This window comes from Arthrobacter sp. NPDC058097 (assembly GCF_042884885.1).
Taxonomy (GTDB): Bacteria; Actinomycetota; Actinomycetes; order Actinomycetales; family Micrococcaceae; genus Arthrobacter.
In genome coordinates, this window is record NZ_JBHVSZ010000004.1 from 58296 (window position 1) to 76313 (window position 18018).

Below are 18018 nucleotides of genomic sequence, written 5' to 3' on the forward strand. Positions count from 1 at the left end.
ATGAAGCGGTTACTCTCGGAGCCCCGGCCCGACTGGAAGCGGAAAATCGAGGAGCAGGGCCTGGTGTTCTCAACCACCACACTGCCCGGCGGCAAGAAGATCGAGTACTGGAACGAGTCCGCCTACTACGAATTCACCATCGACGAGGTGGAGGCGCTGGAGGTCACGGCCGAGGACATGCACCGGATGTGCCTGGAAGCCGCGAAGTTCCTGGCCACCGGCGCCATGGGTCCCATCGGCATTGGCCCGCAGGCGCTGGAACTGGCCGCCGAGTCGCTGCAGGCCGGGGACCAGGATATCTACGGCCGCTTCGATTTCATCTATGACGGCCAGGGCGGCGCGGCCAAGATGCTCGAGTACAACGCGGACACCCCCACCGGCCTGATCGAGGCGGCCGTGGCCCAGTGGTTCTGGCTGCAGGACGTCTTCCCGGAGAAGGACCAGTGGAACGGGATCCACGAGGCGCTGATCCGGCAGTGGAAGAAGCTGCAGTACCGCACGGGAATGAGCACGCTGCATGTGGCCCACTCCGAGGCCGAGGAGTCGGGTGAGGACTGGATGACGGCCGCCTACATGCGGGACGTCGCGAGCCAGGCCGGATGGACCACCATCGGCATCAACATGTCGGACATCGGCTGGGACCCGAACCTGAACCGCTTCGTGGACATGGACAACTTCATGATCAGCACCATCTTCAAGCTCTACCCTTGGGAGCTGATGATGAAGGAACCGTTCGGCCACCGCCTGATGCAGCGCTCGCACAATCCGCGCTGGGTGGAGCCGGCCTGGAAAATGCTGCTCTCCAACAAGGCGCTCCTGGCCGCCCTGTGGCACCTCTACCCGGACCATCCGAACCTGCTGCCCGCCTACCTCAATGATCCGGGTCCGCTCCGGGAGTGGGTGGCCAAGCCGCTGCACGGCCGCGAGGGCGACAACATCCGGATCCACGCGGAGGGCATCAGCCTGGCGAAGCCGGGCGGATACGGCCGCGAGGGCTGGTGCTACCAGCAGTACCATTCGCTCCCCGACTTCGACGGCAACCATCCGGTCCTCGGCCTGTGGGTGGTGGACGGCGAAGCGGTGGGCTGCGGCATCCGCGAGTCCGACGGGCCCGTCACCGACTACTTCTGCCGCTTCGTCCCGAACACCATTGACGCGCCGGCGCCGCTGAGCGTCCAGGCAGCACAGGCCAACGCGAACAAGGCAGGTATAGCGCTATGAGAACAGGAACGACGACGGCGGGCGGCGGCGCCGGGGGCCAGCCCGGCAGTGCCGTCCCCGGCAAGGGACTCCGCGCCGGGATCCTTGACCTCGGCGACTCCGTGATGCTGGGCCTCGCCTCCACCGCGCCGGTGTACTCGCTGGCCGCGACACTCGGCCTGATCGTGGCCGTCAACGGGGACCACACCCCGCTGATCCTGGTCCTGGGCTTCATTCCCGTCCTGTTCATCGCCTACGCCTTCCGCGAGCTCAACAGCGCCATGCCGGACTGCGGAACCACCTTCATCTGGGCCCGAAGTGCTTTCGGACCCTGGGCGGGGTGGCTGGGCGGCTGGGCCGTGGCCCTGGCCGGCGTCGTGGTCCTGGCCAACCTGGCCCAGGTGGCCGGCCAGTACCTCTGGCTCCTCGTCGGCGACGGGTCCCTGGCGGGGAACAAGGCGGTGGTGACGGCCACCGGCGTCGTTTTCATCGCCTTCATGGCCCTCGTGAACTACCGCGGAATCCGGCTGGGTGAGCACGTCCAGCGGACCCTGACGTACATCCAGTACATCTCTCTGGGCATCTTCGCCGTGGCGATAATTGCCAGGATCGCGGGCCTGACAGGAGAGGCGCCGACAGGCCAGCCGTTCGACGTCGAGTGGTTCAACCCCGCCGGAGCGTTCGCCGATCCCGGCGCGGTGGTGCACGGCATCCTGCTCGCCCTGTTCATCTACTGGGGCTGGGACACCTGCCTGGCCGTGAACGAGGAAACCGAAAACCCGGCCACCACCCCTGGCCGCGGAGCGGTCATCTCGGCGTTTGTGCTGGTGGCCATCTACGTCTCGGTGGCGCTGCTGGTGATGATGTACGCGTCCGTGGGGACCGACGGAATCGGCCTGGCCAACGCGGACAACCAGGACGACGTGTTCCTGGCGATGAAGGACGTGGTGCTGGGTCCGTGGGGCTGGCTGATCGTGGTGGCCGTGCTGGCGTCCGTGCTGTCCTCCACCCAGACCACCATCCTGCCCACCGCCCGCGGCACCCTGTCCATGGGCGTGCACCGGGCCCTGCCGCCGAAGTTCGGGGAGGTCCACGAGCGCAACCAGACCCCGGGGTTCTCCACCCAGGTGATGGGCGCGGCGGCCATCGTGTACTACGTGGCCATGAGCTTCCTCAGCGAGAACCTGCTGTCCGATTCCATCAGCTCCATCAGCCTGTTCATCGCCTTCTACTACGCCCTCACGGGCTTTGCCTGCGCCTGGTACTTCCGGGATACCCTGCGTGAATCAGCCCGCAACCTGTGGTTCCGCGGAATCCTCCCGCTGCTCGGGGCGCTGCTGCTGACCGCGGCGTTCTTCGTGTCCGCCGCGCAGATGTGGGACCCGGCCTACGGGAACACGCAGATCTTCGGCGTCGGCGGGGCGTTTGTCAGCGGCGTCGTGCTGCTGGCGCTGGGCGTGGTGCTGGCGACGGTCTGCCGGTTTCTGCCGTCAACCCGGGAGTACTTCCTGGGCCGGACGCGGGTTTCCCCGGGCGGGTAACCCGATGTACGGCGGCCTGGGACACATAGGATGCTGCAATGAGCAATGACGCCTTTGATCCCGCGGAAGCTTCGGCCGAGTACGGTCTCCCGGACCCTTCGGATGTCCTGGCCCTGGATTCCCTGCTGACCCCCGATGAGCTGGCCCTGCGGCAGCGGATCCGTGACTTCACCGACCAGCAGATCCGCCCCGACATCGCCGAATGGTACGAAGAGGGCGTCTTCCCCCTGCACCTGCCCGCACAGCTGGGCGAGCTGGGCGTCCTGGGCATGCATCTGGAGGGCTACGGCTGCCCCGGCCGGTCCGCCGTCGAATACGGCCTGGCCGCCATGGAGCTGGAGGCCGGCGATTCCGGAATCCGCACGTTCGTCTCTGTCCAGGGGTCACTGGCGATGAGCGCCGTCCATAAGTGGGGCTCGGAGGACCAGAAGGAGGAGTGGCTCCCCCGGATGGCGGCCGGCGAGGTGATCGGCTGCTTCGCGCTGACCGAGCCTACGGCGGGCTCGGACCCGTCGTCGATGACCACCACAGCGCGTCCGGACGGAACCGGCGAGGACGCCGGCTGGATCCTGGCCGGCGCCAAGCGCTGGATCGGGCTCGCCTCCGTGGCCGACGTGATGGTGGTCTGGGCAAGGACCGACGACGGCGTCCGCGGCTTCCTCGTGCCCGCCGGCACGGCGGGAGTCACCGCCACGCCGATCGGGGGGAAGCTGTCCATGCGCGCCTCCATCCAGTGCGATGTGACGTTCGACGGCGTCCGGCTGGGCCCGGAGGCACTGCTGCCGGGTGCCCGGGGACTCAGCGGCCCCTTCAGCTGCCTGAATGAGGCGCGGTACGGCATCGCGTGGGGCGCCATGGGCGCGGCCCGTGATTCCTACGAGGCGGCGCTGCGGTATTCGATGGAGCGCCTGCAGTTCGGCAAGCCGCTGGCCGGCTACCAGCTGACGCAGGAGAAGCTCGTCAACATGCTGCTCGAGGTCCAGAAGGGCACCATGCTCGCCCTGCACCTGGGCCGGCTCAAGGACTCCGGCCGGCTCCGCCCTGAGCAGATCTCGCTGGCCAAGCTCAACAACGTCCGCGAGGCCATCAAGGTGGCGCGGGAAGCCCGGACCATCCTGGGCGGCAACGGCATCACGCTGGACTACTCTCCCCTGCGGCACGCAGCCAACCTCGAGTCCGTGCGCACCTACGAGGGAACAGACGAGGTGCACACACTGATCCTCGGCCAGCACGTCACGGGCCTGCCGGCGTTCCGGTAGGCGGATGGTTTGGCTCTCGCCGCGGCCGCATGGCCTGGAGCATACTGGGCACATGGCTGACGCTGACGATCTCCCGGCCCCAGGAGGGAGCGGGGACCATCGGGTGGACAGTAGTGCCGGTGCCTGGTTCCTGAGTGGAGCTGAGCGGGGGAATACAGCCACCGGCGTGCACGCCGGCGGTGCCGAATCGCCGTCCTGGTCGGAGGGCAACCTCGTGCGGCCTCTCATTCATGGGGCCACCTACTTCGCCCGGCTGCTTGAGGAGCTGTCGGCCCTGAGTCCGGGGGACCGCGTGTGGTTCACCGACTGGCGTGGCGATGCCGACGAGCGGCTGACGGCGGATGGACCGACAATCGGTGAGTTGCTGGCGCGGTTGGCCCGGGCGGGAGTGGAAGTACGCGGCCTGATTTGGCGATCCCACGGCGAGCGCGTGTCGGCCCCGATGAGCTGGCGGTCCAACGAGCTCCTCAGCCGCCAGGTCAACGACGCCGGCGGGGAGGTGCTGCTGGACCAGCGGGTGCGCCTCTTCGGCTGCCATCACCAGAAACTGGTCGTCATCCGCCGGCGGAACGACCCCTCGCTGGACGTCGCGTTCGTGGGCGGGATCGATCTTTCCCACAGCCGCCGGGACGATGCCGATCACGAGGGGGACCCGCAGGCGGTGGCCATGGATTCCCGGTATGGAAAAAGGCCGCCGTGGCACGATGCGGCCCTCGAACTCCGGGGCCCGGTTGTGGCAGATGTGCTGGAGTTGTTCGCCGAACGGTGGAATGATCCCCATCCCCTGGACCGTCGCACACCGTACCGGATGCTCCTGCAGCGTCTTGCCGATATGCCCCGGCACCCCGAACCGCTCCCCGCCACTGCGCCGCCCCCGCCACCTGCGGGACCTCATGCCGTGCAGCTGCTCCGCACTTACGGCATGAAGCATCCGCCGTTCCCTTTCGCACCTGGCGGTGAGCGGAGCATCGCCCGGGCCTACACGAAAGCCTTCGCCCAGGCCCGCTCGCTGATCTACATCGAGGACCAGTACCTGTGGTCCGAAGAGGTGGCGGCCGGGATCGCGGCGGCCCTCGAACAGAACCCCGAGTTGCAGGTGATCGCCGTCGTGCCGCGCTACCCGGACTCTGACGGTATTCTCGGCGGGCCGCCCAAGCGGGTGGGGCAGATGCGTGCCATCAGCAGGATGCGCCGGGCTGCGCCCGACAGGGTTGGCGTGTTCGACCTGGAAAACCGCGCCGGGACTCCGATCTATGTCCATGCCAAGATCTGCATCATCGACGACACCTGGTTCACCTGCGGATCGGACAACTTCAACCGCCGGTCCTGGACCACGGACAGCGAGCTCACCTGCGCCGTGTTCGACACCAGTGCCAGTCATCGGGAAGCCCCCGGTCCAGACAGGAGTACAGACACCGGGAGTACAGACACCGGGCAGCAGGCAAACACGGTCCCCGGCGCATCCCGGCCGTTGGCCTACGGGCTGCGGCTGCAGCTCTGGGCCGAACACCTGGGCCTGGACGAGGATGACCCTCAGCTCCACGCCCCGGCAGCCGGGCTGAAACTCTGGAACGCCACCGCCGATGCCCTGGAACATTGGCACGCAACCGGCCGCGGCGGGCCACGCCCCAAGGGACATGTGCGCCACCACACTCCAGCGCCCGTGCCGCCCCTTCAGCGTCTCTGGGCAGGCGCTGCCAACCGCCTGGTGGTGGATCCGGACGGCCGCCCCCGCCGGATGCGCGGCACTACCCCGTTCTAAACGGGCGAATCGCAGCTGCCGTGGCGCGCAAATCCCACGGCGGTGAGGTGCCCATGGCGGCCCGGGAACGTGCCCGCCCTAAAGTGCGCCGGAAGCGTCAGGCCGAGAACCCGCCGTCGGCCTTTATGAGCTGACCGGACACCCAGCGGCCTGCCGGGGACAGCAGGAACGCCGCGGTTCCCGCCACGTCGGCAGGCGTGCCCAGCCGCCCGCCGGGCTGCCGCCGGGCCAGCTCTTCACGAAGCGGTCCATCCATCCAGCCGGTGTCCACGGGCCCGGGGTTGAGCACATTGGCGCTGATGCCCAGAGGCCCGAGCTCACGCGCTGCGGCGATCACAATACGGTCCAACGCACCCTTGGACGCACCGTACGGCAGGTTGAACGCTGTGTGGTCGCTGGTCAGCGCGACGATGGCGCCGCCATCGTCCGCTGCCTGCTGCGCAAAGGCGCGGATCAGCTGCCAGCTGGCCCGGGTGTTCACGGCGAAGTGCCGCTCGAAGCTTTCGAGGGTGGTGTCCAGAATGCCCGAATCGACGGACTCGGCGTGGCTGAGCACCATCCCGTGGAGGGTTCCCGCCTGCGCGGCCACCTCCGCCATCAGCCGGTCCACGGCGCCCGGGTCCTGAAAGTCGGCGGGCAGCGCCACCACCTTGGAGCCGGTCGCCGCCAGTTCCGCGGTGAGCCGCCCGACGTCGTCCGGCTGGATTCCCCAGGGCATGCGGGCGTCGTAGTCCTGCCAGTAGGTCAGCACCAGGTCCCAGCCGCCGGCGGCCAACTGCCGGGCGATCCCCGCGCCAATGCCGGCGAGGCGCCCGACGCCGGTGACCAGTGCCGTGCTCATTCAGCCAGCTCCGCCACGGCGTCGCGGCGGAGGACCACGAGCCAGCACAGCATGATGGCGAGCGCGCAGAACACCCCGGCGCTGGACGCCATGATCCAGGGCGCCGGCGTCTGCAGATCAAGGTTTTCGGAGCCCAGGGCGGTGCCGATGGTCTTCGGCGAGAACAGGAACACCGCCGTGGACACGCCCAGGACGGCGCCCATCACCCAGCGTGAGAGGCGGTGCCGCTGAGGGCTTTCGCGCAGCGTCCAGGCGAACGCCGGAAGCACTGCCGCCATCCAGACCCAGTGGTGCGACCACGAGACCGGGCTGACCAGGAGCATGGTGAGTGCCGTGGCGGAAATGGCCACCACTCTGGCACCCTGGCGGCTGGCGGTCCGGATGACGGCCGCGCCCAGAGCCACCACGAGCAGGCTCAGGAGTATCCACGGCACGTTCACGACGTCCGCCGGAACCCCGAAGTGGAGCAGGGCGCCCTTGATGGACAGGTTGTCCACGTAGCCGGCGCCGCCGATCCGGGACGTATCGGGAAGAATCTCCAGCCAGAAGCTGAGGGATTCGGCTGGCCGGAGCACCCAGCCAAGCAGCACGGTGAAGGCAAACCCGGCGCCCATGTTCAGCAGTCCGCGCCAGTCCTTGCGCATCAGGAAATACAGTCCGAAGACCAGGGGCGTCAGCTTGATGCCGGCCGCCACGCCCACCAGGAAGCCGCTGCCGGGCACGCCGTTCCGCCAGAGCGGGCTGCGGGACAGCAGGTCCGCCGTCATCAGCCCCAGGAGGAGGATGTTGATCTGTCCGAAAACCAGGGTTTCGCGCCACGGCCCCAGATTCAGGACGGCCAGGAAAAGTACGACGGCGCCGAGCCGGTTGAGCGCGGACCGGAAGGTCGGGGAGGCAAAGGTGCTGCGCCAGCCCGGCTTGCTGTGCCAGTAACGGACACCGAGCGCCGCTACCCAGGCGGCCACGGCCACGCCTGCGGCGTTGAACAGCAGCAGCGCGGTGGCCTGCGGCAGGTTGGCAAGCAGGCTGAAGACCAGCGCCGCGAACGGCGGGTAAGTGAACGGCAGTTCCGGTCCGCCTGCCCAGTCCACAGTGGGCTGATACAGGCCCGACGGCGACAGGCCGGCGTCGTTGAGGATCTTGCCGCCGTACCAGTAGACGCTGAAGTCCAGGCCCTTCTCGCCCCAGGCGTCCAGCCGCGACGAGACGAAGACGGCGGCTGCGAGCACGGCCAGCAGGACCGCCAGTTCGACGGCGGCCAGCGCGGTCCGGCGGCCGCGAGGCCGCGGTGCGGATAGGTTGTCCTGTTCCCCGGCGGGTCTGTCGCTTTTCGTTCGGGCAGTAAGCAGTGCCATTCGGTGTCCCCCAGCTGTCGTCCGGCAATGTGGCTGCGGGACGCGTAGCGCGTTCAGCCGCAAGAGCCGCGCCCGAGGGCGCTCCCGCTCAGTCTACTGAAGCGGCTGCCACTGCTGCGGGCTTTCGTCGTCCGGCGTCCTTGCGGATGGTGGCGCTGATGACCGCGGCGATGGTGCACATCGCGGCGGCGCCCAGCCAGGCATACGTGTAGTGGCCGGTGGCGTCCCGGATGGCCCCGGCGGCCAGGGCGGCCGCGGCGGCACCCAGCTGGTGCGCCGCGAACACCCAGCCGAACACCACACTGCCGTCGGCGCCGAACACCTGGCGGCAGATCGCCGCGGTGGGCGGAACCGTGGCCACCCAGTCCAGTCCGTAGATCACCACGAACACGATCATGCTGGGCTGGACCGAGGAGCCCAGCAGCAGCGGAAGCACCAGAAGCCCGATCCCGCGGAACTGGTAGTACACGGCCAGCAGGATCCGGGGGTTGAACCGGTCGGTCAGCCAGCCGGAGGCGATGGTGCCCAGGATGTCGAAGATCCCGACAACGGCGAGCAGGCCGGCCGCCGTCGTTTCCGGCATGCCGTGATCGTGGGCGGACGGGATGAAGTGGGTGCCGATCAGCCCGTTCGTCGTGGCGCCGCAGATGGCGAACCCGGCGGCGAGCGCCCAGAACGTGCGGTTCCTGCTGGCTCTCCTCAGTACCTGCAGTGCCCGGACGGCGGCGTTGCGGCGGGGTTCGGCAGCCTCCGGCGTGGCGGCGGCAACGGAAGGGGTGCCGGACTGTTCCTCTGCCCCGTAAGGCAACGCCCCGACGTCGGCAGGTGAGTTTTTCAGGAACTTCAGCACCAGCGGTACCACGGCGAGCGCGCCGGCGGCGATGAGCAGCGAGGCCTGGCGCCAGCCCGGGTCCTGGGCGAGCATCGCGATGAACGGCAGGAAGACCAGCTGCCCGGCGGCGCTGCCTGCGGTCAGGATGCCGATCACCAGGCCCCGGCTCTTGGTGAACCAGGTGTTGGCGATGGTCGCCGCGAAGACGAGGGCCATGGAACCGGTGCCCAGGCCGATGAGCAGGCCCCACGTGAGGAGGATCTGCCAGGACTGGTTGACCAGCACGGTCAGGGCACTGCCCGCGCCGATCAGTCCGAGGGCGACGGCGGTGACGGCCCGGATGCCGAACCGTTCCATCAGGGCCGCGGCGAACGGGGCCGTGAGGCCGAACAGCACCAGGTTGATGCTCACCGCGGACGACAGCACCGTGGTGGACCAGCCGAACTCCTGCTGCAGCGGCACCATGAGCACACCCGGCGCGGCACGGAACCCGGCGGCCCCGACGAGTGCCAGGAACGCCACCGCCGCCACCGCCCACGCCGGATGCAGCCGTCGCCGCTTCTTCGGCCCCTCCCCCGGAGTCTTCTTGCCTTCCTCCGGGGTTTTAGCCGCCCCTTCCGCTGGAGTTTTTGTCCAGATATCGTCCTCCAGGGGCCCTTCAGGGCGCGATATCTGGACAAAAACTCGGGGGTCTTCGGGGGTGGTCATGCGGCTGTTCCTTCTTTTCCGCCGCCTTGAACGCGGTTGGTCAGCTTGTAGGTTGGCTCGGGCGCCGTGGCCAGCGGGAGCGGATCCTCGCTGCGCGTCAGGCTGTGCCAGCTGGTGTTCTCCGCGGTGAGCCGTTCCCCGCACCCGGTGCAGGTGTCCGCGGACGATGTGCGTTGCCCGCACGTTGCGTGGACCACATACATGTGGGCGTGCTCGGATGGCGCCGGCAGATGCTTTTCGGACCAGATCACGACGGCGTTGAGCACCGGCAGTGCGTCCTCACCTTTGGCGGTGAGGACATACTCATGGCGGGTGCGGCCGCCGTCGTCATAGGGCTGTTTCGTCAGGAGGCCGGACTCCACGAGGGAGGCAAGCCGGCGGGTGAGGACGGAGTCGGCCACCTGAAGGCGCGTTTTCATCGCGTCGAAGCGGCCGTTGCCGAAGAAGACCTCGCGGAGGACCAGCATGCCCCAGGGGTCGCCGAAAATGTCGAGGCCGCGGGCCATGCTGCAGCTGCGCTGGGACCAGTCGGAGCGGAGAGGCATGCTGCGAGACTAGCTGACTTTCTTGAAGAAAGCTAGCCCCTAGCAGCGCGGGCTGATCCCTGTCCGCGAGGGCCGGTAGGCCGCGGTCCAGTACACCAGCAGCGCCACGCCGCACAGGACGCCGAGGCTGGAGACCATCAGCGGCCACTGGGTCTGCGGGTTTACGCCCCACACCTCGGCGCCGGCCGCCATCGCGAGGTCCTTGGGCGCGAGGTAGAAGGCCACGGCGGATGCCGCCACCACCAGCCAGCCGGCCAGCCGCATGAGGCCGGTCCGGGAGGGAACGCGGTGCATCGCGAAGGCCATGGACGGCAGGGCCACCGCGATCCACACCCAGTGATGGGACCACGAAACCGGGCTGACCAGGAGCATGAGCACCGCGGTCGCGGACACCGCCACGAAGTTTTCCTCCACGGCCACAGCCCACCGGATCACCAGCGCGGTGAGTCCGGCGAGGGCCAGCGCGAGTACCAGCCACAGCAGGCTGGTGAACCCCGAGTCCGGCAGGCCCAGGTGGAGCAGCAGCCCCTTCAGGGACAGGTTGTCCACGTATCCGGGATCACCGATGCGCCCGGTGTTGGGCAGGATCCTGGTCCAGAAAGTCACCGACGCCAGCGGCAAGGCGGCCCAGGCCACGGCAATGGAACCGACGAAGCCAACAGCCATCCAGGCCAGGGCCTTGAAATCGCGGCGGACCAGGAAGTAAAGGCCGAACGCGAGCGGCGTCAGCTTGATCCCGGCGGCAACACCGATCAGCAGGCCGGCGGGCCAGCGGACTTCACCCGCCCTGGATTTTCCGTGCAGCGCGAAGTCGGCCAGGATCAGGCCCATCAGGATGATGTTGATCTGGCCGAACACGAAGGTGTCCCGCCACGGTCCCAGCAGCACGATGGCTCCGGTTCCGGCCAGCGCCACAGTCCGGAACCGCCAGTCGGCAAACGCCTCCCGCCAGCGCGTTATCCCGAAGTAGTGCCGGGCGAGCCAGGCGGAAACCACTGCGGCCCCGCCCAGCGCGGCCCAGACGAAGAGCTGCCCGGCTTGGCCGAGAGCCATGGTGGCCAGGCCGGCGAACAGCAGCGCGGCGAACGGCGGATAGGTGAACGGCAGGCCGTCCCGCGGCGCGTACAGCTCGCTGATGCCGGCCTCGCCGGTCTGCAGCACCTTGGTGCCGCCGTAGTAATAGACCTCGAAGTCGTTCATGGCCGGGGCGTATCCGGCATACAGACACACCAAAGCGAGGACGAGGGCGGCAGCCCCGCCCGCCGTCGCGATCCAGCCGAGGACACGCCGGCGCGCCGCCGTTCCCCGGGGCGCCCCACCCCGGCCGGTTTCCTGCCGGGTGCCGGCGCCTTCCTGCGTCTGCGGGGAGGCCGTCACTGGATATGCGTGAAGGCTTGCTCAAGGTCGGCGATGAGGTCCTCGACGTCCTCGATGCCGCAGGAGAGCCGGATCAGGTTCACGGGGACGGCCAGTTCGGTGCCCTTGACCGAGGCGTGCGTCATCTCGGACGGATAGTTCATCAGCGACTCGATGCCGCCGAGCGATTCCGCCAGGGTGAAGACCGACGTCGATTCGGCCACCTTCCGGGCAGCCGCCTCGCCGCCCTTGAACTGCACCGAGATCATGCCGCCGAACTTCTTCATCTGCTTCTTCGCCAGCTCGTGGCCGGGGTGCGAGGGCAGGCCCGGGTACAGGACGGCCTCCACCTCGGGGCGCTCCAGGAGCCATTCGGCAACGGCCTGGGCGTTGTCGCTGTGCCGGTCCATGCGCACGCCCAGGGTCTTGAGCCCGCGCGTGGTGAGGAAGGCGTCCATCGGGCCGGAGACGGCGCCAACGGCGAACTGCACGAAGCCGATCTTCTCGGCAAGCCCGGCGTCCTTGACCACGACCGCGCCGCCCACCACGTCGGAGTGGCCGCCGATGTACTTGGTCGTGGAGTGGACCACGACGTCGGCACCCAGGTCGAGCGGGGTCTGCAGGTAGGGCGACGCGAAGGTGTTGTCGACGATCAGGAGGGCCCCGGCGTCGTGAGCTATCTTGGCGAGCGCCTCAATGTCGGTGATCTTCATCATCGGGTTGGACGGGGTCTCCACCCAGACGAAGCGGGTCTTGTTGGCGGCAACCGCGGCCTGGACGGCGTCGAGATCGGACATGTCGACGGGGGTGTTGCCGATCCCCCACTCGCCGAGCACGCGGCTGATCAGCCGGTAGGTACCGCCGTAGGCGTCGTTGCCGAGCACGATGTGGTCACCGGGGCGCATCAGGGCGCGGATCAGGGAATCCTCGGCCGCAAGTCCCGAGCTGAAGGAGTACGCGTGCGTGCCGCGCTCGAGCGCCGCGAGCTGTTCCTGCAGGGCGTCGCGGGTGGGGTTGCCGCCGCGGCCGTATTCGTAGCCGTCCCGCAGCCCGCCGATGCCGTCCTGGGCATAGGTCGAGCTGAAGTGCAGTGGCGGAACGACGGCGCCGGTGCGCGGCTCGAAGCCCTGGCCGGCGTGCACGGCGCGGGTGTTGAATCCTTGGTTCTCAGTGACAGACATGGGGCTCCTTTAGCAGTTGCTGAGGTAGGGATCAGTTGCTGAGGTAGGCGAGGAGGTCGTGGCGGGTCAGGATGCCAATGGGTGCGCCGACGAACGTCACCATCACGGTGTCGACGTCGGAGAGCAGTTCGCGGGCGGCGGAGATGGTTTCGAGCGAGCCGATCACCGGCAGCCTCTCCCCCATGTGCTCGGCGATCTTGTCCGTTAGCCTGGCCTCGCCGCGGAACAGCTTGGCGGTCAGGGTCCGCTCGTCCACGGCGCCGAGCACCTCGCCCATCACGACGGGCGGTTCCGCGGACAGGACCGGGATGTGGCTGACGCCGAACTCGTTCATGATGTTGATGACGTCGCGGACGGTTTCGTTCGGGTGGATGTGCACCAGGTCCGGCAGTTCGCCCGTCTTGAACTTGATGACCTCGCCCACGGAGGCCTCCTCGCCGCCGGAGAGGAAGCCGTAGGACCGCATCCATTGGTCGTTGAAGATTTTGGCGAGGTAGCCGCGGCCGGAGTCGGGCAGGATCACCACCACCACCGCCTCCTCGGGGAGGTCCCGGGCGGTGCGCAGGGCGGCCACCACGGCCATGCCGGAGGAGCCGCCCACCAGCAGGCCCTCCTCGCGGGCAAGCCGCCGGGTCATCTCGAAGGAGTCTGCGTCGCTGACCGCGAGGACCTCGTCCGGGACCGACTTGTCGTAGTTGGCGGGCCACATGTCCTCGCCCACGCCCTCGACGAAGTACGGGCGGCCGGTGCCGCCTGAGTAGACAGAGCCTTCGGGATCGGCCCCGATGATCCTGACCCGGCCGCCGTCGGACTCCGGACGGTCCGCCGAGACCTCCTTGAGGTAGCGGCCGGTGCCGGTGATGGTGCCGCCCGTGCCGGCGCCGATCACGCAGTGCGTCACCTTGCCGTCGGTGTCCCGCCAGATCTCGGGGCCGGTGGTCTCGTAGTGGCTCAGCGGCGCCGCGGGGTTGGAGAACTGGTCCGGCTTGTACGCACCGGGGATCTCGGTGACCAGGCGGTCGGACACGCCGTAGTAGCTCTGCGGGCTGTCAGGTTCGACGGCGGTGGGCGTCACCACCACTTCGGCACCGTAGGCTTCCAGGACCGCTCGCTTGTCCTCGCCCACCTTGTCCGGAACCACGAAAATGCACTTGTAGCCCTTTTGCTGCGCCACCAGGGCCAGGCCGACGCCGGTGTTCCCCGAGGTGGGCTCGATGATGGTGCCGCCGGGCTTGAGCTTGCCGTCGCGCTCGGCCTCCTCGACCATCTTCGCCGCGATGCGGTCCTTGATGGAGCCGCCGGGGTTCACGTATTCGAGCTTCACGAGGACGGTGGCTTTGATGCCCTCCGTGACGTGGTTCAGCTTGATGAGCGGGGTGTTGCCGATGAGGTCCAGGACAGACTGGGCGTACTTCATGGGTACCAACTTACCGTCTTGGGCCGCCCGGCAAGCCCAGACAGCGTTCGGTGCGAAGATTGGGCGGTGGCACCCCTGCGAATACCGAAGAATATGCGGAGCTACCTGCTGCCGGGCGGCATGCTGCTTGCCGGTGCAGGCTGCCTTGCCGCCGGCCTGCTGCCGTGGCCCGCGTTCGCCTCGTTGGCTGGACGCACGGCCCCCATCCTGGCCTTCGTGGTGGCGATGACCGTGGTCACGGAACTGGTCGATGATGCGGGGCTGTTCCGCGTGCTGACGGACCGCATTGCGGCGCTGGGCCGGGGCAGCGTCTTCCTGCTGTGGCTCTTTGTGCTTGCCCTGTCCGCGATCGCCACGGCCTTTCTGTCGCTCGATACCACCGCGGTGCTTGTGACGCCCGTGGTGGTGCTGCTCGCCGTCCACGCGAAGATCCCGCCCCTGCCGTTCGCCCTGAGCACCGTGTGGCTGGCCAACACCGCGTCCCTGTTCCTGCCGGTGTCCAACCTCACCAACCTTTTGGCCCAGTCGAACATGTCCCTCAGCCCGCTGGGATTTGCCAGGCTCATGTGGGCGCCTGCCGCAATCGGTGTTGTGGTGCCGTCGCTGCTGCTGTGGCTGGCCTTCCGCCGGGACCTGCGTGGCCGTTACGGTCCGCAGCCTGTCCACCCGGCAAGCGACCGGACGCTGCTCCGGGCATCGGCCGGCACGCTGGTCGTGCTGCTCCCGGCTCTGGTTTCCGGCGTCCCCGTGGCGGTTCCCGCCGCCCTGGCGGCAGGGTTCCTGCTGGCCATGTTCCTGGGGCGGCGGCCGTCAGCCCTGCGCTGGTCGATGCTGCCGTGGCGCCCGCTGATGCTGACCGCCGGGCTGTTCATGGTGGTTGAGACCCTGCACGCGCACGGCCTCACCCACGCCCTCGCACCCGCCGCGGGGGCCGGCGAGACGTTTCCGGACCTGCTGCGCCTCGCGGCGCTGGGCGCCGGTTCCGCCAACATCGCCAACAACCTCCCCGGCTACCTGGCCCTGGAGCCCGCGGCCGGATCGCCGCTGAGGCTGGCCGCGCTCCTGATCGGCGTGAACCTGGGTCCGCTCATTTCGCCATGGGCATCACTCGCCACGCTCCTGTGGCACGAGCGGCTGCAGAGCCTGAACCTGCGCGTGCGCTGGGGCGGGTTTGCGGTTGCCGGCGCCGCCGTGGTTATCCTGGCGCTTCCGCTGGCGGTTTTGGCGCTCTGGCTGGGAAACGGGATGCCGTGACGGCAAGGCAAGCAACACCTGGGCGGTGCAGGAGCTCAGGATCCGCGCCCGGAAACCGCTGGTCCCGGTGGAGGCCCGCGGCCGCTTCGGCGAGGAGCAGGTCAGCCCGTAGCGCCGCCGGCACCGGCCGGGAGGTTTTCCCAGAGCCCGAGGATGTTGCCCTCGGTGTCCTTGAAGTAGGCGTAGTGGCCCATGCCCGGGATGGTTTCCTTTCCCTTCACCACGGAACCGCCCAGCTGCTCGACCGCCTTCAGCGTCGCGTCGATGTCCTCAACGTCCACGGTAATGACCGGCGTGGTCAGTTCCCCGTCCCTGGCCATCATGCCGCCGTTGATGGCGCCTGGCTCGGTGGGCCTGCCTGTCTTTTCGTCCATCGGGGTGGTGATCACCACGTTGTAGTCCATCTCGGGCATGGGGTCGATCCGCCAGCCGAGGGCCTGATTGTAGAAGTTTCTCGCCCGGTCCTGGTCGTCCGCGGGGATTTCAAAATGCACCACTCCACCCATTGCGATCACCTACAAATCGAAGGAAGGGACACGGCCGACCCGTGCCACACACGGATTGTAGTCCTGCCGCCGTCCCCGGATAAGGGCCCGTCGAAACCCACCCGGCGGGTACGGCGGCATGTTTGTCGGTGCGGCGTGGGACGATGTTCGTATGACCATTGCTGACGCACCCGCCCGGCTGGCAGCCGCGGCGGACGCGTCCCTCAGGTGGCATCCGGGCGGCCCGTATGACCTGCACCGCACCCTCGGTATCCTGATGCGCGGCAACGGCGACCCCTCCTTCTCTTCGCGGCCGGACGGGCTGTGGATGGCGTTCACGACGCCGGATGGCCCGGTGACGCTGCGGCTCACCGTGGATGGCCGGGCGGGATTCGGGCTGGATGGCGGCGGCCCCTGCGTCGATGCCCTGGCCTGGGGCCCCGGCTCAGATGCCGCCATCGCCGGCGTTCCCCGGCTCCTCGGCGCGGATGACGACTGGTCCGCGTTTGACGAGCCCTCCTTCGCCTCGACGCTCCCCCGCATGGTCCGTGAAGCCCGGCGCCGCAACCCCGACGTGCGCCTCCCGTCCACCGGGCGGATGGTTGACTCCCTCGTGCCCACCATCCTGGAGCAGAAGGTCACCGTCATCGAGGCGCGGCGGGGTTTCCGCTACCTGATGTACCGGCACGGCACGCCCGCCCCAGGCGCCGGTACCGTCGCGCCAACCGGGCTGCTGGTCCGGCCGACCGCCGACGCCTGGCTCCGCATCCCGTCCTGGGAGTGGCACAAGGCGGGCGTCGGACCTCAGCGTTCGGCGACTGTCATGCGCGCCCTGCGATCCGCCGTCGCGCTTGAACGTCTGGCTTCCCTGCCGGCGGCGGAGGCAGCCACCAAGATGCAGACCATCCCGGGGATCGGGGTGTGGACCGCAGCCGAGGTGGTGCAGCGGACGCATGGGTGTCCCGACTCCATCGCGGTGGGCGATTACCACCTGGCCGCATACGTTGGCGCGGCGCTGACCGGACGGCGGACGGACGACGCCGGCATGCTGGCCCTCTTGGAACCGTGGACGGGACACCGGCAGCGAGTGGTCCGGATGCTCGGCCTGAGCGGCTTCCGCAAGCCCACCTTCGGCCCGCGGATGACCATCCAGGACCACCGCAGCCACTGACCCGCCTTTGACTGCAACGCGGGGTCACTTCGCGCCCAGTGGAGGCCCGGCATTGGGCGATACCTGACCCCGCGTTGCCTTAGGCCGCACGGCGTTTCGCACCTTTTATCCGGCTGATCACGCCCCGGAATCCCTCCTCCATATCGTCGGCATTCACCTTGAAATACGACCAGCCGGCGCTGGTGAACGCCTCGTCGCGCCGGTTATCCCGGGACTGCTGTTCACGCGAAAGGTGGTGCTCGCCGTCGTACTGCAGTGCGATCCGGAAACGCCGGTACCCGAGGTCGGCAGTCGGAGACCAGGGATCGTGAGGGACCAGGCGCACCTGCAGTTCAGGCTCCGGCAAATGCGCATCCAACATCGCTATCCGGAGGAAAGTTTCAGGGTAGGAGTCGGCGCCCACCCGCATTTCGTCCAGGGCGAGCCTTGCCTTCTCAACGCCCTTCATGTTGGGGTGCTGCCGGATGAGCAGGCGAAGCCCTTCCTTGTACGCATAAGGCTCCGTGCGGCCCTCGAACTGAGGCCGCGGAAGCCGGATCAGCTGATCCCCCATTGCAACGACGTACTTCAGAGGGAGCACGGCGGCGAGGTCCAGCCAGGTCCGGGGCGGCAACGAGATGGGAATGCCGGCACACTCCCCGATTTCGCCCGGAATCATTCGGACGCGGTGGCCCACCACTCCGGCGCGGCGAACCCTCGGCAGCTCGTGCGGCTTGCTCAGGTGAACGGTCTCCCCGTCCATCCACGGCGGCAGCCCCAGCAGCGTAAGCTCGGCTGCTGTCTGATGCGACACCCAGGCTCCGGGGGTTGCCGCTGCCAGCACCCGGGCCCGTGCCTGCAGGTCGAGGAAGCGTCCCTTCGGCAGATAGATGAGACGTCCGCCGTCGGCGAGGTCCTGGGCGCGGAGCCGTTTCTCCGTCACTCCGAGCGCCCGTGATTCGTACACGGTAAAGGGGAGGTGATGCAGGGGTTCCGGGAGCGGTGACGGACGGGCCATGGGAACTATTCTGGCGGCCTGCCGAAGCCTTTTGGAGTTATCCACAACCCCAATGCGGCAACCTGCAACGCGGGGTCAGATATCGCCCAATGGAGGCCATTCATTGGGCGATAT

Annotated in this window: 15 protein-coding genes; 6 read left to right on the plus strand and 9 right to left on the minus strand. The window is 68.4% G+C overall.

The genetic code is table 11. The annotated features are described in order from the left end of the window. The 4 genes from ACFVTE_RS08540 to ACFVTE_RS08555 are packed head-to-tail and all read left to right on the plus strand — an operon-like array spanning position 1 to position 5762. Complete coding sequence (locus tag ACFVTE_RS08540) at positions 1-1221, plus strand: glutathionylspermidine synthase family protein (RefSeq protein WP_387099131.1); 1221 nt, start codon at positions 1-3, stop codon at positions 1219-1221. After that, positions 1218-2741: an APC family permease gene (locus ACFVTE_RS08545; protein WP_387099133.1), complete on the plus strand. Its 1524-nt coding sequence runs from the start codon at positions 1218-1220 to the stop codon at positions 2739-2741. Before ACFVTE_RS08540 ends, ACFVTE_RS08545 begins: the two co-directional genes overlap by 4 nt. Before the next feature lie 38 nt (positions 2742-2779). Then, entirely contained in the window at positions 2780-4000 is a 1221-nt protein-coding gene (locus ACFVTE_RS08550; RefSeq protein ID WP_387099135.1) for an acyl-CoA dehydrogenase family protein, read from the plus strand. A 52-nt stretch (positions 4001-4052) separates the two neighbouring features. Beyond that, on the plus strand, positions 4053-5762 hold the full coding sequence (locus ACFVTE_RS08555; protein ID WP_387099137.1) for a phospholipase D family protein: 1710 nt from the start codon (positions 4053-4055) through the stop codon (positions 5760-5762). A 97-nt stretch (positions 5763-5859) separates the two neighbouring features. On the opposite strand, the gene ACFVTE_RS08560 is transcribed toward ACFVTE_RS08555, so the two are convergent. The 7 genes from ACFVTE_RS08560 to ACFVTE_RS08590 form a co-directional block, all read right to left on the minus strand. Further along, positions 5860-6603, minus strand: coding sequence for an SDR family oxidoreductase (locus ACFVTE_RS08560; protein WP_387099139.1), 744 nt, complete (start codon positions 6601-6603; stop codon positions 5860-5862). Further along, a complete protein-coding gene (locus ACFVTE_RS08565) occupies positions 6600-7958 on the minus strand; it encodes a glycosyltransferase 87 family protein (RefSeq protein ID WP_387099141.1) in 1359 nt (452 codons plus the stop codon). The genes ACFVTE_RS08560 and ACFVTE_RS08565 overlap by 4 nt, the downstream gene beginning before the upstream one ends. Positions 7959-8046: 88 nt before the next feature. Then, positions 8047-9498 carry an MFS transporter gene (locus tag ACFVTE_RS08570; RefSeq protein WP_387099143.1) on the minus strand — a complete coding sequence of 484 codons (1452 nt, stop codon included), beginning with the start codon at positions 9496-9498 and terminating at the stop codon, positions 8047-8049. After that, on the minus strand, positions 9495-10043 hold the full coding sequence (locus ACFVTE_RS08575; RefSeq protein WP_387099145.1) for a winged helix-turn-helix transcriptional regulator: 549 nt from the start codon (positions 10041-10043) through the stop codon (positions 9495-9497). Before ACFVTE_RS08575 ends, ACFVTE_RS08570 begins: the two co-directional genes overlap by 4 nt. 39 nt (positions 10044-10082) lie before the next feature. After that, positions 10083-11420, minus strand: a complete 1338-nt coding sequence (locus ACFVTE_RS08580; protein ID WP_387099147.1) for a glycosyltransferase 87 family protein — start codon at positions 11418-11420, stop codon at positions 10083-10085. After that, the gene (locus ACFVTE_RS08585; protein WP_387099149.1) at positions 11417-12580 is read right to left on the minus strand and encodes a cystathionine gamma-synthase; all 1164 of its coding nucleotides are present in this window, start codon (positions 12578-12580) and stop codon (positions 11417-11419) included. Before ACFVTE_RS08585 ends, ACFVTE_RS08580 begins: the two co-directional genes overlap by 4 nt. Positions 12581-12611: 31 nt before the next feature. Next, the gene (locus tag ACFVTE_RS08590; protein ID WP_387099151.1) at positions 12612-13997 is read right to left on the minus strand and encodes a cystathionine beta-synthase; all 1386 of its coding nucleotides are present in this window, start codon (positions 13995-13997) and stop codon (positions 12612-12614) included. Positions 13998-14090: 93 nt separating this feature from the next. On the opposite strand from ACFVTE_RS08590, the gene ACFVTE_RS08595 reads away from it, so the two are divergent. Continuing rightward, complete coding sequence (locus tag ACFVTE_RS08595) at positions 14091-15251, plus strand: SLC13 family permease (protein WP_387099153.1); 1161 nt, start codon at positions 14091-14093, stop codon at positions 15249-15251. Positions 15252-15352: 101 nt separating this feature from the next. Here ACFVTE_RS08595 and ACFVTE_RS08600 read toward each other — a convergent pair whose 3' ends face one another. Then, the gene (locus tag ACFVTE_RS08600; protein ID WP_387099155.1) at positions 15353-15757 is read right to left on the minus strand and encodes a VOC family protein; all 405 of its coding nucleotides are present in this window, start codon (positions 15755-15757) and stop codon (positions 15353-15355) included. A 151-nt stretch (positions 15758-15908) separates the two neighbouring features. On the opposite strand from ACFVTE_RS08600, the gene ACFVTE_RS08605 reads away from it, so the two are divergent. After that, positions 15909-16907, plus strand: coding sequence for a DNA-3-methyladenine glycosylase family protein (locus ACFVTE_RS08605; protein ID WP_387099157.1), 999 nt, complete (start codon positions 15909-15911; stop codon positions 16905-16907). 79 nt (positions 16908-16986) lie between these two features. Here ACFVTE_RS08605 and ACFVTE_RS08610 read toward each other — a convergent pair whose 3' ends face one another. Next, positions 16987-17904 (minus strand): hypothetical protein, encoded by a 918-nt coding sequence (locus ACFVTE_RS08610; protein ID WP_387099159.1) that lies wholly within the window; start codon positions 17902-17904, stop codon positions 16987-16989. Between the last annotated feature and the right edge of the window lie 114 nt (positions 17905-18018).

What these genes read in the sequence shown, in the direction of transcription:
- ACFVTE_RS08545 (WP_387099133.1), top strand. Translation starts at nt 1,218, where the DNA reads ATGAGAACAGGAACGACGACGGCGGGCGGCGGCGCCGGGGGCCAGCCC.
- ACFVTE_RS08555 (WP_387099137.1), top strand. Translation starts at nt 4,053, where the DNA reads ATGGCTGACGCTGACGATCTCCCGGCCCCAGGAGGGAGCGGGGACCAT.
- ACFVTE_RS08540 (WP_387099131.1), top strand. Translation starts at nt 1, where the DNA reads ATGAAGCGGTTACTCTCGGAGCCCCGGCCCGACTGGAAGCGGAAAATC.
- ACFVTE_RS08605 (WP_387099157.1), top strand. Translation starts at nt 15,909, where the DNA reads ATGACCATTGCTGACGCACCCGCCCGGCTGGCAGCCGCGGCGGACGCG.
- ACFVTE_RS08565 (WP_387099141.1), bottom strand. Translation starts at nt 7,958, where the DNA reads ATGGCACTGCTTACTGCCCGAACGAAAAGCGACAGACCCGCCGGGGAA.
- ACFVTE_RS08595 (WP_387099153.1), top strand. Translation starts at nt 14,091, where the DNA reads ATGCGGAGCTACCTGCTGCCGGGCGGCATGCTGCTTGCCGGTGCAGGC.
- ACFVTE_RS08600 (WP_387099155.1), bottom strand. Translation starts at nt 15,757, where the DNA reads ATGGGTGGAGTGGTGCATTTTGAAATCCCCGCGGACGACCAGGACCGG.
- ACFVTE_RS08575 (WP_387099145.1), bottom strand. Translation starts at nt 10,043, where the DNA reads ATGCCTCTCCGCTCCGACTGGTCCCAGCGCAGCTGCAGCATGGCCCGC.
- ACFVTE_RS08570 (WP_387099143.1), bottom strand. Translation starts at nt 9,498, where the DNA reads ATGACCACCCCCGAAGACCCCCGAGTTTTTGTCCAGATATCGCGCCCT.
- ACFVTE_RS08610 (WP_387099159.1), bottom strand. Translation starts at nt 17,904, where the DNA reads ATGGCCCGTCCGTCACCGCTCCCGGAACCCCTGCATCACCTCCCCTTT.
- ACFVTE_RS08585 (WP_387099149.1), bottom strand. Translation starts at nt 12,580, where the DNA reads ATGTCTGTCACTGAGAACCAAGGATTCAACACCCGCGCCGTGCACGCC.
- ACFVTE_RS08560 (WP_387099139.1), bottom strand. Translation starts at nt 6,603, where the DNA reads ATGAGCACGGCACTGGTCACCGGCGTCGGGCGCCTCGCCGGCATTGGC.
- ACFVTE_RS08590 (WP_387099151.1), bottom strand. Translation starts at nt 13,997, where the DNA reads ATGAAGTACGCCCAGTCTGTCCTGGACCTCATCGGCAACACCCCGCTC.
- ACFVTE_RS08550 (WP_387099135.1), top strand. Translation starts at nt 2,780, where the DNA reads ATGAGCAATGACGCCTTTGATCCCGCGGAAGCTTCGGCCGAGTACGGT.